The organism is Pseudomonas multiresinivorans, assembly GCF_012971725.1.
GTDB classification, from domain to species: Bacteria; Pseudomonadota; Gammaproteobacteria; order Pseudomonadales; family Pseudomonadaceae; genus Pseudomonas; species Pseudomonas multiresinivorans.
In genome coordinates this window covers 2,401,878-2,416,224 of sequence record NZ_CP048833.1, presented here as the reverse complement: position 1 = coordinate 2,416,224, position 14,347 = coordinate 2,401,878, and the positions used below count along the sequence as shown (strand labels likewise).

Below are 14,347 nucleotides of genomic sequence, written 5' to 3'. Positions count from 1 at the left end.
GGGCAAAGGAGGAAACCGATTTGCGAGGCGACACCGCCCGTTTCGAACGGTTTCGCCCCGCGCGGTCAATGTCGCTGCAGAAAATCCGTCGCTCAGGCTCGGCCGACCTGGCGCCCACCAAGGCCGTACAGCTGCTCGAACTGCTGCGCAGGCATCGGCTTGGCGAACAGGTAGCCCTGCCCTTCATTGCAGCGTTCGGCACGCAGGCGGTCGCGCTGCGCGGTGGTCTCGATGCCTTCGGCAATGGTTTCCAGGTCGAAACTGCGCGCCATGTCGAGAATGGCGCGGATCACCGAGAGGTCCTGCTGGGTTTCCAGCATGCCGATGACGAAGGTGCGATCGATCTTGATGCGCGAGAGGGGGTAGGTCTTGAGCAGGCTGAGCGATGCATAGCCGGTGCCGAAGTCGTCGAAGGCGATGCCGACCCCATAGGAGCGCAGGCTCTGCAGGGTGCTGAGCACGCTGTCGTCGTGGTTGAGCACGATGTTCTCGGTGATTTCCAGCTCAAGCGCCTCGGCCGGCAGGCCGTGACGTTCCAGCGCCTCCAGCACCTGGGTGACCAGGTTGCCCATGCGGAACTGCGCGCCGAACAGGTTGACGCCCATACGCAGGTCCGGCGCACCGTTGCGCCGCCAGTAGGCCGCCTGGGCACAGGCCTCATCCAGGATCCAGGCGCCGACGATGGCCGCCAGCGGCCCGCCTTCCAGCGACGGCAGGAAAGCCGCCGGCGACAGCAGGCCGCGTTGCGGATGCTGCCAGCGGATCAGCGCTTCGGCGCCGCGCAGCGAGCCATCGCGCAGGCTGACCTGGGGCTGGTAGAACAGCAGGAACTCCCCATTGGCCACCGCGCGGTGCAGCTCCATGCCGTAAAGGTGCCGCGCCGCTGCCTCCATCTTCAGCGCCGGGACGAACACGAAGGCATGGCTGCGCCCACTGATCTTGGCCTTGAACAGGGCCAGGTCGGCGTCGCCGACCAGCTCCAGCGCTTCTTGGGCGTGCAGCGGCGCCAGCGCCACCCCACAACTGGCGGCAACGTGGATTTCATGGGCATCAATGAGGATCGGCTCGGCGATGCTGGCGATCACAGCCTGGGCGAAACGCATGGCGTGTTCCGGCGAAAGCAGGTTGGGCTCGAGGATGGCGAACTCGTCGCCGCCGATCCGCGCGACCGTGGCGCCGTCGGTTGCCAGACGCTCCAGCCGTTCGGCCACTTGCCGCAGGATGCCGTCACCGACCGCATGGCCGAGGGAATCGTTGACGTCCTTGAAGCCATCCAGATCGATCATCAGCACCGTCGCCGGCCGCGACTGCACCAGCAGTTCTTCGGTTCGGCGATAGAACTGGCCACGATTGGCCAATCCGGTGAGCACGTCGACGCTGGCCAGTTGGCGCAGCGCTTCTTCCTCCTGATGGCGGGCGGTGAGGTCCTTGAGTACGGCCTCGAACTTGAGCTTGCCCTTCTCCGACCAACTGAACAGCGTCAGGCCCAGGGACAGCTCGGAGCCATCCTTGCGCACGCCGGTGATTTCCCCCGGCACGGCCACGCCGTCCAGGGAAGTGGCGTCGCTGGCTCCGCTGATCAGCGCGCGGAATGACGCGCGCTCACGCTCGGGCAACAGCAGCTCGAAGGCCTGTCCACTGCCTTCGACCAGGTCGTAACCGAACAGGTTGGCCGCTGCCTCGTTCCAGGCGCCAATCTCGCCCCAGCAGTCGAACCACACCACGGGCGTGGGTGAGGTGCCGGCGTACTCCTCGAACAAGGGCCGGGTGCGCGACGAGGCGACTTCAATGCGCCGCAACTCGAGCCGGTCCGACGCCATGCGCGCCAGCTCGACCAGGCGTTCGCGGTCCTCGCCGGAAAAGTCCTCGTGGGGCCTGCTGTCAATGATGCAGAGAGCACCCAACGCCTGCCCTTCCACCGACAGCAGCGGCACGCCGGCATAGAAGCGCACGCCATTGGGCGCGGTCACCAGCGGATTGTCGTGGAAGCGCTCGTCGCGGCTGGCGTCGCCCACCACCATCACCCCGTCCTGGGCGATGGCATGGGCGCAAAACGAAACGTCGCGCCCCATGTCCACCTCGCCGATGCCCGTGGCGGCGGCGAAGAACACATGGTCACTGCCGATCATGTTCACCGCCGCAACGGGCATGCCGAACATGCGGACCGCAATCTGCACCACCGGGTCCAGGCTGGGCAGCAGGCTTTCGTCGTCGAATCCATAGTCGGAGAGCGCGCTCAGGCGCTCACTCTCATTCGGCAACGTCATGGGACAGCGCATAGGGGAAACCTCCCTTTTTCCTCAAGTTCTCCCTTTACCGATGCGCACAAGGATAGTTCCACTTTTCATACAGTGATGTATGTCACTTCTGTCAGTAGCCGGACGGTCATTTGCAACACTCCACGGTGTAGCGCTTCTGCCCGTCTACCTCGCGCACCTGCAGGCCATGGACGTCCGAATCGAAGCCGGGGAAGTTGTGCTCGAAACTCTGGGCGAAGGCCAGGTAATCGAGTATGGAGCGGGTGGATTCGGTGAACCGTTCGCCCGGCATGATCAGCGGGATTCCTGGCGGATATGGCACCAGCATCACCGCGGCAACGCGCCCTTCCAACCGATCGATAGGTACCGCCTCGACCTCGCCGCGCACCAGCTGTGCGTATGCGTCGGCCGGGCGTATGGCGATCTCCGGGAGCACCGTGTACATGCGCTTCATCGCCTTGGCCGTGGCGTGGTCGCGATAACAGCGGTGCAGTTCATCGCACAGGTCGCGCAGGCCCATGCCTGCATACCGCACGCCGCCGGCCTGGGCGACGCTGGGCAGGGCATCCGCCAGCGGCTGGTTGGCATCGTAGCTGCGCTTGAACTCCAGCAACTCTGTGACCAGGGTGCTCCACTTGCCCTTGGTCACGCCCATGGAGAACAGCACCAGGAAGGAGTACAGCCCGGTCTTCTCCACCACCAGCCCGCGCTCCCAGAGGAAGCGGCTGACCACCGCGGCGGGAATTCCCCGCGAATCCAGCCGGCCGCCAGCGGTCAGGCCCGGCGTAGCCAGGGTCACCTTGATCGGGTCGAGCAGGACGTAGTCTTCCACCGCGTCGCCGAAACCGTGCCAGTCGGCATTGGGCTCCAGCACCCAGTCGCGGGTTTTCACCTCGTCGGTCCCCTCGACGCCCGGCGGCTGCCAGACGCAGAACCACCAGTCGTCCTCGGCGAGGTTCTGCTGCACGTTGGCCAGCGCCCGGCGGAAGCTCAGGGCCTCGTCGAAGGTCTCCTGGATCAGCGAACGCCCCGCCGGGCCCTCCATCATTGCCGAGGCCACGTCCAGCGAGGCGATGATGCCGTACTGCGGCGACGTGGAGATGTGCATCATGAAGGCTTCGTTGAAGCGCGCCTGCTCGAAGCGCCGGGAGCCTGCGTCCTGGACGTGGATCATCGAGGCCTGGCTGAACGCCGCGAGCATCTTGTGCGTGGAGTGAGTGGTGAACACCAGCGGGCCGCTGTCATCGCGGCGGGTGCCCATGCCGTAGCGGCCGCGGTAGAACTCGTGGAACGCCGCGTAGGCGTACCAGGCTTCGTCGAAATGCAGTACCTCGACGCTGTCGCCCAGGGCCTGCTTGATCATCTGTGCGTTGTAGCAGAGGCCGTCATAGGTGGAATTGGTGACCACCGCCAACCGCACTCTCGGCTCGCGGCCGCGGGCCAGCGGGCTGGCCTCTATCTTCGCGGCGATGGATTCGCGGCTGAACTCGGACAACGGGATCGGCCCGATGATGCCCAGTTCGTTGCGCTCCGGCGTCAGGTACAGCGGGATGGCGCCGGTCATGATGATCGAGTGGAGGATCGACTTGTGGCAGTTGCGGTCCACCAGCACCAGGTCATCGCGGCAGACCATGGAATGCCAGACGATCTTGTTCGCCGTGGAGGTGCCGTTGATCACGAAGAAGGTATGGTCAGCGCCAAAATTGCGCGCGGCGCGAGCCTCCGCCTCGGCCAGCGGGCCGGTGTGATCGAGCAGCGAGCCCAGTTCGGGCACAGAGACCGAGAGGTCCGAACGCAGGGTGTTCTCGCCGAAGAACTGGTGAAAGGCCTGCCCCACCGGGCTCTTGCGATACGCCACGCCGCCACCATGGCCGGGCGTGTGCCAGGAATAGTTGGATTGCGCCGTGTGTTCCACCAGTGCGCGGAAGAACGGCGGCAGCAGACCTTCCAGATACTTGCGCGCAGCGCGGCTGACCTGGCGGGCGAGGAATGGCACGGTGTCTTCGAACAGATAGAGGATGCCGCGCAACTGGTGCAGGTCGGCCATGGATTCGGCCGGCGCGTTCTCGATGGTCATCTGCTCGCCAAGGGCGAAGATCGGCAATTGCGGCGCGCGGACCCGCGCCATGCGGATCAACTCCACCACGTCCTGCAGAAGGCGCTGGTTCTCCCCCGCCCCCTCGGCGGCGACCAGGATGCAGGCGAGACCATGGTGGGTGGAGGCGACGATGCGCCCCTCGGCGGAGCTGGCGGTGGAGAGGATGCTGAAGCCATCCTGCTCCAGCTCCCGCGCGATATCCCTCACCCGGTCGCCGGCCACGGTATCGGCCTTGATGTCGCGGTGAACGATGAGGATGGGGAATTTTAGATCTTTATACATTGTGAACCCCTGAAAAGACGTACGACTGGCGTCGATCCTCTTCAGAGTATGGACTCACGGAATGTAGGGGAATGCGCTGGACTGACGGCTGTACGAAAACGTCGCGTGGCTGACAGGAACGCTCACCTCGAGCGCTTTGCCCTGGCTAGCGTCCACAGAAATGAAAAGGCCCCTGTTCAGGGGCCTTTTCTCGGACAACGCGGAGGATCACTCCTTCGGCGCTTCCATCTGCGCCCACAGCGATGGGCCCCCAGCGGACTTCTCGATCACCGCCAGGCGCGCGACATGCGCCTCGATTTCGGCATCGGTGGCGCGAATTACCCGGGTCAATCCGCGTTCGGCCGCCAGCCGGCGGATCGCCGTGGCCGTGGCGCGCCCGCTGCCGTCACCTTCGGCGCCATTGCCAGCCAGCGACAGGCTGGTCTGGCCACCGGTCATCGCCAGGTAGACGTCGGCCAGAATCTCGGCATCGAGCAGTGCGCCGTGCAAATCACGGCCGGAGTTGTCGACGCCATAACGCTTGCACAGGGCATCGAGGTTGTTGCGCTGGCCCGGATGGCGCTCACGCGCCATCAGCAGGGTGTCGAGGATCGAGCAGTAGTCGGCGACTTCAGCGCGCTCGCTCTGACCGATCAGGGCGAACTCGTTGTTGATGAAGCCAACGTCGAACGCCGCGTTGTGGATGATCAACTGCGCGCCGTTGATGAACTCGAAGAAGTCGTTGGCCACCTCGCGGAAGCGCGGCATGTCCTTGACGTATTCGTTGGTGATGCCGTGGACGGCGATGGCGCCCTCGTCGATCTCGCGGTCGGGCTGCAGGTAGACATGGAAGTGCCGGCCGGTGAGGCGGCGGCCTTCGAGTTCGACGCAACCGATCTCGATGATCCGGTGGCCGTCGGTGACCGGCATACCGGTCGTTTCAGTATCGAGTACGACGCTGCGCATTCTGTGTGAAACCTTCTTGCGGTTGATTCGCCCGGACTGATCCGGGCGAGCTTGATGCTGATAACTGGACGCTTAGCGCGGCAGTTCGCTCACGCCACGGTTGGCGAGCATGTCGGCACGCTCGTTGCCGGGGTGGCCGGTGTGGCCACGCACCCAGCGCCATTCGACAGTATGCCGGTTCACCTGCTCGTCCAGCGCCTGCCACAGGTCGGCATTCTTCACCGGCTGCTTGGCGGCGGTCTTCCAGCCGCGCTTCTTCCAGTTGACCATCCACTCGGTGATGCCCTGCATGACGTACTGCGAATCGGTGACGATGCGCACGTCGCAATGCCGCTTGAGCGCGGCGAGAGCCATGATGGCGGCCATCAGTTCCATGCGGTTGTTGGTGGTTTCGGCCTCGCCGCCCCACAGTTCGCGCTCGGCGCCCTTGTAGAACAGCACAGCGCCCCAGCCACCCGGCCCCGGGTTGCCCTTGCAGGCGCCGTCGGTGTAGATCTCGACTTTCTCTTCGCTCATTTGGCTCGCTTTCAGGACTCGGAATCGCGGCGACTGACCTTGGCCACCGGCAGCGGCACCAGTTGGCCGCGCGGTTCACGACGGGGCTGACGCAGGGGCCGCAGACCGACCACCAGCTTGCGCGCCACCAATAGATAGAAGCCGGCGCCAGAGCCTTGCAGCACAGGGCCCCAGGTTTCCATGCGGGCCAGGCGGCCCTGCCATTTCGCCGATGCAAGCGGCGGACGATAACACCCGAAGCGGCGTTTCTCCAGCGCGAAGCCCAGCAGGTTGAGCCAGTCGCAGACCCGGCCGGGCGAGATGCAGCGCGCGCGGCGCAAGGCGTCGCGCGCGAAGTAGTGGCGGATGCCCCAGGCGCTCCGGGGGTTCACCCCAACGACCAGCAGGTGCCCACCGGGACGCACGCTGCGCGCCGCTTCACGCAATAAACGGTGCGGCGACAGGCAGAAATCCAGGCCATGCTGCAGCAGCACCACGTCCGCGGCGTGCTCGCCCAGTGGCCAGGCCGCCTCGTCGCAGGCAATCTCCACGCCGGGCAGTGGCGGCCCGAGGCGCACGCCGCGCTGGATGTTGCCGACGCGGGCCGGCAACTCCGCATGCGGCCCGTAATGGACCAGGTAACCGCCGAAATAACGCTCCAGTTCGTCGATCAGCAACTGTTGCTCTTCGGCGAGCATCATTCCGCCAATCGGCCCGGTCAACCAATGGCGAGCCTGGTCGATCAGCTCCAGCCAGTCGGCATCGGCCTGGGCGAAGGGTTCTTCGATCATCACGTCCCCCTGTGGCACAGCGCGACACAAAAGTGCGTATCCGCACTACTATGCGCCAATGCCCACCACTTGGCGACTTTCCACCCATGATACAGATAGATGCCCTGCCCGCCTTTTCCGACAACTACCTCTGGCTGTTGCAGGATGTGACCCGCCGCGAATGCGCGGTGGTCGATCCGGGTGATGCCGCACCGGTCGAGCAATGGCTGCTGGCCCATCCGGGCTGGAAGCTGACCGATATCGTCATTACCCATCACCATGCCGATCATGTCGGGGGCGTCGCCCGCCTCAAGGCCGAGACCGGCGCCCGCGTGCTGGGGCCGGCCGGGGAGAAGATTCCAGGACGCGACGTGGCGCTGGAAGACGGCGACCATGTGGAGGTGCTCGGACTGGATTTCGAGGTCATCCATGTCCCGGGCCACACCCTCGGCCATATCGCCTATTTCCACTCGACAGACAGCCATGACGACGCAGAGCAGCCCTTGTTGTTCTGCGGCGACACCCTGTTCGCGGCGGGCTGCGGCCGCCTGTTCGAAGGCACGCCGGCCCAGATGCATGCGTCGCTGAGCCGGCTGGCCGCCCTGCCCGGCCACACCGCGGTGTACTGCGCCCACGAATACACCTTGAGCAACCTGCGCTTCGCCTGCGCGGTAGAACCGGAAAACTCGGAAGTCCTGGCGCGCTTCGAAGAAGTCAGCCGCTGGCGCGAACAGGGGAAGATCAGCCTGCCTTCTTCCATTGTCCTGGAGAGGGCGACGAATCCTTTCCTTCGCGTGTCAGAAACATCCGTTAAGAAAATGGCCGACGAGCGGGATGGCCAGCAAATCCGCACGCCGGAAGAGGTCTTTGCGACCATTCGCCGCTGGAAGGACCAGTTCTGAGCACTGGCGAAATCTTGACCAGGGCAGGCGCGGTTTCTAGAATCGCCGAAATTTTTGCCCCGGACAAAGTCATCAGCCAATGCCGCCCAAGACCAGAAAGACCTCCGATCTAGACGCATTGGCACGTGCCATCCGAGTCTCCATCGTGCTGCTTGCCGCAGGCCTGGCGGGCTGCCAGTCGACCCAGCATACCGCCAGCGACAGCCAGCCCCGCAACACCTCCCGCGCCGTCGATGTGCAGTTCAATCCGGCCTGGACGGCGTCCCAGAACGATATCTGGGAACGCATGCGCGGCGGATTCCAGCTGCAGGACCAGCTCAACACCAACCCGCGCATCGAGCGTCAGCGCCTGTGGTTCATGAGCAACCAGTCGTTCCTGGAGAACGCCAGCGAGCGCGGCGCACCGTATATGCACTACGTCGTCGAGCGCCTGGAAGAGCGCGACATGCCGCTGGAACTCGCGCTGCTGCCGATGATCGAGAGCTCGTACAATCCGATGGCCGTGTCGCGCGCCCAGGCCGTGGGCCTGTGGCAGTTCATTCCCAGCACCGGCACGCACTTCAACCTGCGCCAGACCAACTTCTATGACGGCCGCCGCGATATCACCGCATCGACCAACGCCGCGCTGACCTACCTGAACCGTCTGCACGACATGTTCAACGGCGACTGGCTGCTCGCCCTGGCGGCCTACAACGCCGGCGAAGGCACTGTGAGCCGTGCGATCGAGCGCAACGAGCGCCTCGGCCTGCCCACCGACTACTGGAACCTGCCGTTGCCGCAGGAAACCCAGGACTACGTGCCCAAGCTGCTGGCCCTGTCGCAACTGGTGAATGCCCCGACCATCTACGGCATCAACCTCAGCCCCATCGCCAACCAGCCCTACTTCACCTCGATCCGGGTCAAGCCGGGCCTGGATCTCTCCCAGGTCGCCGCGGTCGCCGACCTTGACCAGGATGAACTGCAGCAGCTCAACCCGGCCTTCAAGCGCGGCGTGACCCTCGACGGCCCGCACCACCTGCTGGTGCCGCTGAACAAGGCCGACTCTCTCAAGGCGGGTGTCGCCAACCTGCAGCCTGTCGAACTCAAGCCCCTGGCGGCTACCGTGGCAACCAGCTCCGGCAGCCGCTACCGGGTACGCAAGGGCGACAGCCTGCACAGCATCGCCCAGCGCTACCGCCTGAGCGTCGCCGAGCTCAAGGCAGCCAACCGCCTGAGCGCCAACCGCCTGCGCAACGGCCAGACTCTGGTGATCCCCGGCCAGCCCGGCCGCCCGGTCATCGAGCCGGAAAGCCCGCGCCAACTGGCCCAGGTGGAAAGCTCGAAGACCACCGCCAGCGCGCGCGTCGCCACCCGCAGCTACACCGTGAAGAACGGCGACACGCTCTGGCAGATCGCCAAGAAAAACGGCGTCGACGTGGCCGACCTCAAGCGCTGGAACGGCCTGGACAGCCACGGCGTGAAGCCCGGCCAGACACTCAAGCTGCAGAGTGCCGCCGCGACCCAGCTGGCGGCCAACAGCAAAGCCAAGGCCAAGCAGGACACCGCGACCTACTACAAGGTCAAGCAAGGCGACTCGATGTACCTGATCGCCAAGCGCTTCAACGTCGAGATGCAGCACATCAAGCGCTGGAACCCGCGCAGTGGCAAGGCTCTGAAGCCTGGCCAGACCATCACGCTGTACCTCGACACCGCCAGCCGCTGATCCCACTTCTGCGCCGGGGCCTGCACGCCCCGGCTGCATGACTTCTGGCAGCAGGGACAAGCTGCTACTGTACGACGCAAATACCCCTCAGCCAGCCAGGATCGGATCCTACGCCTGATGCGTCGCTTGTCTCTCCTGCTCCTGGGACTCTTCCTGGGCCTCCCCGTCTCCGCCCAGATCACCGAAAGCCACGGGTACGCGCAATTTGGCGACCTCAAATACCCGGCCAGTTTCGACCATTTCGCCTGGGTCAACCCCAAAGCCCCCAAGGGCGGCCTGCTGCGGCTGATGGGACTGGGCACCTTCGACACACTCAACCCCTACACCTTCAAGGGCAGCCCGCCGGTGAGCACTGCGGACTTCCTGCAGTACGGCGTCAGCGAGTTGAACGAGCCGCTGATGGTCGGTACCGGCCTGTATGACCCGTCCGGTGACGAGCCCGCCTCCAGCTACGGCCTGATCGCCCGCAGCGTGGAATACGCCGAGGACCGCAGCTGGGTGGTGTTCAACCTGCGCCCGGAAGCTCGCTTCCACGACGGCAAGCCGATCACCGCCTATGACGTCGCATTCTCCTACCGCACCCTGCTCAAGCACGGCCACCCGATGTACCGCACCAACCTGCAGGAAGTGCAGCGGGTCGACATTCTTTCCGCCCGGAGCATCCGCTTCGTCTTCAAGCGCCACGACAACCCGTTGCTGATCCTGCGCCTGGGCGAAATGCCGGTGCTGCCGCAACACTACTGGAAAGGCCGCGATTTCCAGGCCACCACTTTCGATCCGCCACTGGGCAGCGGCCCGTACCGCATCACCGAAGTAGTGCCGGGACGCCGCCTCGTGTTCGAACGGGTCAAGGACTGGTGGGGCAAGGACCTGCCGGTGAATCGCGGCAAGTACAACTTCGACCGCGTCGAAGTGGACTTCTACCGCGACGCCGGTATCGCCTTCGAAGCCTTCAAGGCCGGCGAATTCGACATCTACATCGAGCACCAGGCGAAGAACTGGCGCAGCAACTACCGCTTCCCGGCGGTGCGCCGGGGCGAGGTCGTGAAGGTGGAAATCCCCCACCAGATCCCCACCCAGACCCAGGCGCTGTTCCTCAACACCCGCCGTGCAACCTTCGCCGATCGCCGCCTGCGCGAGGCGCTAGGGATGATGTTCGACTTCGAGTGGACCAATCGCGCCCTGTTCAACGATTCCTACGTACGCGCCAGCAGCTACTACCCCAACAGCACCTTCGCCGCCACCGGGGCGCCCCAGGGCAAGGAGTGGCTGCTGCTTTCTCCGTATCGCCAGCAACTGCCTGAAGCGCTATTCAAGCGCCCCTTCACCGTACCGGTGACCAAGGGCGCCGGCATCCCGCGGGAAACCCTGCGCCACGCTTTGGGTCTATTGGGCGAAGCTGGCTGGAAGCTCTCCGGCGATCGCCTGCTGGACGCCAACGGCAAGCAGCTGCGCTTCGAAATCCTGCTGGTCAACCCCAGCCTGGAACGCATTCTCCAGCCTTATCGCGAGAACCTCGCCAGCATCGGTATCGATGCGAGCTTGCGCACCGTGGACCGCGCCCAGTACAAACAGCGTCTGGACCAGTTCGACTACGACATGATTCTGATGACCCTGCCCCAGACCCTCAGCCCCGGCCTCGAACAATGGCAGTACTTCCATTCCAGCCAGGTGGCGGTGAAGGGCAGCAAGAACTATGCGGGCATCGTCAACCCCGTGGTGGACGCGATGCTCGAAAAACTGCTGGGCGCCCCTGACCGCGACCAGCAGGAAGCCGCCGCCCGCGCCCTGGACAGGGTGCTGCTGTGGCAGCACTACAGCATTCCCAACTGGTACCTGAACAAACATCGACTGGCGTACCGCAACCGCTTCGCCTTCGTCACCACGCCGCCCTACACCTTGGGCCTGCGCGCGTGGTGGCAAAAAGACCAGGAGAACACCCTATGAAAAGCCCCCGCCGCGCCGCGCTCTGCGCCGGCCTGTTGCTGGGACTGCTGGGCAGTGCGCAGGCCGCGCCGCAGCACGCCATCACCCTGTATGACGAGGCGCCGAAATACCCGACGAACTTCAAGCATTTCGACTTCGTCAATGCCGATGCGCCCAAGGGCGGCACGCTGCGTCTCTCCGACTTCGGCGGTTTCGACAGCCTCAACCCCTTCATCGCCAAGGGCAACTCGGCGCCACAGATCAACCTGATCTACGACACCCTCACCTTCCACTCCCTCGACGAGCCCTTCACCGAGTACGGCCTGCTCGCCGAGAAGATCGAGAAGGACCCGGAGCATCGCTTCGTGCGCTTCTACCTGCGTCCCCAGGCGCGCTTCCAGGATGGCACGCCGGTCACCGCCGAAGACGTGGTATTCACCTTCGAAACGCTGATGAAGGACGGCGATCCGATGTACCGCAACTACTACGCGGACGTCGACAAGGTGGTGGCCGAGGACAAGCTGCGCGTACGCTTCGACTTCAAGCACGGCGACAACCGCGAACTGCCGCTGATCCTTGGCCAGCTGTCGATCCTGCCCAAGCACTGGTGGGCCAGCCGCGACTTCAACAAGACCAACATGGAACCGCCGCTGGGCAGCGGGCCGTACCGCATCGCCAAGGTGGAGGCCGGCCGTTCGATCCGTTACGAGCGGGTCAAGGACTGGTGGGGCGACAAGCTGCCGGTGAACCGCGGCTTCAACAACTTCGACGCCGTGGTGGTGGAGTCCTACCGCGACCTGACCGTCGCCCTGGAAGCCTTCAAGGCCGGGCAATTCGACTTCAACGACGAGCGCATCGCGAAGAACTGGGCGACCGCCTACGATTCGCCCGCCGTGCGTGACGGCCGCATCGTCCGCGAGGAGCCGGTGAACGGTAACCCGTGGGGCATGCAGGCCTACGCCTTCAACATCCGCCGCCCGGTGTTCCAGGACCCGCGCGTGCGCGAGGCCATCGCCAACCTGTTCGACTTCGAGTGGACCAACAAGCAGCTGTTCTTCGGCTCCTACCTGCGCGACGGCAGCTACTTCGAGAACTCCGAGATGGCCGCCAAGGAGCTGCCAGATGCGGAGGAGCTGAAAATCCTCGAACCGCTGCGCGACAAGCTGCCGCCGCAGGTCTTCAGCCAGGTCTACGTGCCGCCCACCAGCGACGGCAGCGGCATCATCCGCGAGCAGAAGCGCAAGGCCTACCAGTTGCTGCTGGAAGCCGGTTACAAGATCGAGAACGACAAGATGGTCGGTCCCGACGGCAAGCAGCTGAGCTTCGAGTTCATGCTCGCCCAGGCCGACTTCGAGCGTGTGCTGCTGCCCTTCAAGCGCAACCTCGCGGAGCTGGGCATCGACATGCAGCTGCGCCGGGTCGACGTCTCGCAGTACATCAACCGCCTGCGTTCGCGGGACTACGACATGATCGTCAGCAGCTGGCCGCAATCCAGCTCGCCGGGCAACGAGCAGCGCGAGTTCTGGCACTCCAGCAGCGCCGACAAGCCGGGCAGCCGCAACTTCATCGGCCTGCGCGATCCGGGCATCGACGCCCTGGTCGAAGGCCTGATCAACGCCGGCTCCCGCGAAAGCCTGGTGCGCCACGCCCGCGCCCTCGACCGCGCGCTGCTCTGGGGCCACTACGTGGTGCCCAACTGGTACCTGGGCAACTGGCGCATCGCTTACTGGAACCGCATCGCCCACCCGGAAAAGCTGCCGCCCTACAGCTATGCGCTGCAAACCTGGTGGCAGGCCCGCGAAAAAGCCGAGCCGACCAAAACCGCTGCCAAGGCTGCAGCCGAAGCGCCGGCTGACAGCGCCGTCGCCCAAGGGGCCAACTGATGCTGGCCTACATCCTGCGGCGCCTGCTGCTGATCATCCCCACCCTGTTCGGCATCCTGCTAATCAACTTCATCATCATCCAGGCCGCCCCCGGCGGCCCGGTGGAGCAGATGATCGCCAAGCTGGAAGGCTTCGATGCCGCCAGCGGCGGCGCCACCGGGCGCATCTCCGGTGGCGGCGGCGAAGTTGCCGCGGCAGGCACGCACTATCGCGGCGCCCAGGGCCTGGACCCGGAGCTGGTGAAGGAAATCGAGAAGATGTACGGCTTCGACAAGCCGGCACCCGAACGCTTCTGGATCATGCTCAAGAACTACGTGCACCTGGACTTCGGCCAGAGTTTCTTCCGCGATGCCAAGGTCACCGACCTGATCGTCGAGAAGCTGCCCGTCTCCATCTCCCTGGGGCTTTGGAGCACGCTGATCATGTACCTGGTGTCGATCCCGCTGGGCATCGCCAAGGCGGTGCGCCACGGCAGCCATTTCGACGTCTGGACCAGCTCGGCGATCATCGTCGGCTACGCGATCCCCGCCTTCCTCTTCGCCATCCTGCTGGTCGTGCTGTTCGCCGGCGGAAGCTACTGGGACTGGTTCCCGTTACGAGGGCTGACCTCCAACAACTTCGACGAACTGACCTGGGCCGGCAAGGTCCGCGACTACTTCTGGCACCTGGCGTTGCCCATCACCGCCCTGGTGATCGGCAACTTCGCCACCATCACCCTGCTGACCAAGAACAGCTTCCTCGACGAGATCGGCAAGCAGTACGTGGTCACCGCCCGCGCCAAGGGCCTGACCGAACGCCGCGTGCTCTACGGCCATGTGTTCCGCAACGCCATGCTGCTGATCATCGCCGGCCTGCCCTCCGCCCTGCTGGGCATCTTCTTTACCGGCTCGCTGCTGATCGAGGTGATCTTCTCCCTCGACGGCCTGGGCCTGCTCAGCTTCGAGGCGGCGCTGAACCGCGACTACCCGGTGGTGTTCGGCACGCTGTTCATCTTCACCCTGTTCGGCCTGATCATGAAGCTGGTCAGCGACGTCCTCTACACGCTGGTCGATCCGCGCATCGACTTCGAGAACCGGGAGTAATCCG

At 64.8% G+C, this 14,347-nt stretch carries 10 protein-coding genes; 5 read left to right on the top strand and 5 right to left on the bottom strand.

The genetic code is table 11. From position 1 onward, the window contains the following. Nucleotides 1–92: 92 nt before the first annotated feature. From G4G71_RS11345 to G4G71_RS11325, 5 genes are all read right to left on the bottom strand, one after another. Nucleotides 93–2,267 carry a putative bifunctional diguanylate cyclase/phosphodiesterase gene (locus tag G4G71_RS11345; RefSeq protein ID WP_240964907.1) on the bottom strand — a complete coding sequence of 725 codons (2,175 nt, stop codon included), beginning with the start codon at nt 2,265–2,267 and terminating at the stop codon, nt 93–95. A gap of 118 nt (nt 2,268–2,385) precedes the next feature. Continuing rightward, nucleotides 2,386–4,638 carry an Orn/Lys/Arg family decarboxylase gene (locus G4G71_RS11340; protein WP_169937684.1) on the bottom strand — a complete coding sequence of 751 codons (2,253 nt, stop codon included), beginning with the start codon at nt 4,636–4,638 and terminating at the stop codon, nt 2,386–2,388. 207 nt (nt 4,639–4,845) lie between these two features. After that, nucleotides 4,846–5,583, bottom strand: a complete 738-nt coding sequence (dnaQ, locus tag G4G71_RS11335; RefSeq protein WP_037011876.1) for a DNA polymerase III subunit epsilon — start codon at nt 5,581–5,583, stop codon at nt 4,846–4,848. Between the two features lie 72 nt (nt 5,584–5,655). Further along, a complete protein-coding gene (rnhA, locus tag G4G71_RS11330; RefSeq protein ID WP_024763291.1) occupies nt 5,656–6,099 on the bottom strand; it encodes a ribonuclease HI in 444 nt (147 codons plus the stop codon). Between the two features lie 11 nt (nt 6,100–6,110). Further along, nucleotides 6,111–6,866 (bottom strand): class I SAM-dependent methyltransferase, encoded by a 756-nt coding sequence (locus tag G4G71_RS11325; protein WP_169942615.1) that lies wholly within the window; start codon nt 6,864–6,866, stop codon nt 6,111–6,113. 89 nt (nt 6,867–6,955) lie between these two features. Between G4G71_RS11325 and gloB the strand changes: the two genes are divergently transcribed. The 5 genes from gloB to G4G71_RS11300 all read left to right on the top strand — a co-directional run bounded on the left by gloB (nt 6,956) and on the right by G4G71_RS11300 (nt 14,343). Next, the gene (gloB, locus tag G4G71_RS11320) at nt 6,956–7,750 is read left to right on the top strand and encodes a hydroxyacylglutathione hydrolase (protein ID WP_169937682.1); all 795 of its coding nucleotides are present in this window, start codon (nt 6,956–6,958) and stop codon (nt 7,748–7,750) included. A gap of 79 nt (nt 7,751–7,829) precedes the next feature. After that, nucleotides 7,830–9,452: a LysM peptidoglycan-binding domain-containing protein gene (locus G4G71_RS11315; protein ID WP_169937680.1), complete on the top strand. Its 1,623-nt coding sequence runs from the start codon at nt 7,830–7,832 to the stop codon at nt 9,450–9,452. A 117-nt stretch (nt 9,453–9,569) separates the two neighbouring features. Beyond that, nucleotides 9,570–11,399, top strand: coding sequence for an extracellular solute-binding protein (locus tag G4G71_RS11310; RefSeq protein ID WP_169937678.1), 1,830 nt, complete (start codon nt 9,570–9,572; stop codon nt 11,397–11,399). Beyond that, nucleotides 11,396–13,261, top strand: coding sequence for an extracellular solute-binding protein (locus G4G71_RS11305; RefSeq protein ID WP_169937676.1), 1,866 nt, complete (start codon nt 11,396–11,398; stop codon nt 13,259–13,261). The genes G4G71_RS11310 and G4G71_RS11305 overlap by 4 nt, the downstream gene beginning before the upstream one ends. Then, entirely contained in the window at nt 13,261–14,343 is a 1,083-nt protein-coding gene (locus G4G71_RS11300) for a microcin C ABC transporter permease YejB (RefSeq protein ID WP_024763285.1), read from the top strand. The genes G4G71_RS11305 and G4G71_RS11300 overlap by 1 nt, the downstream gene beginning before the upstream one ends. The last annotated feature ends 4 nt before the right edge of the window (nt 14,344–14,347 follow it).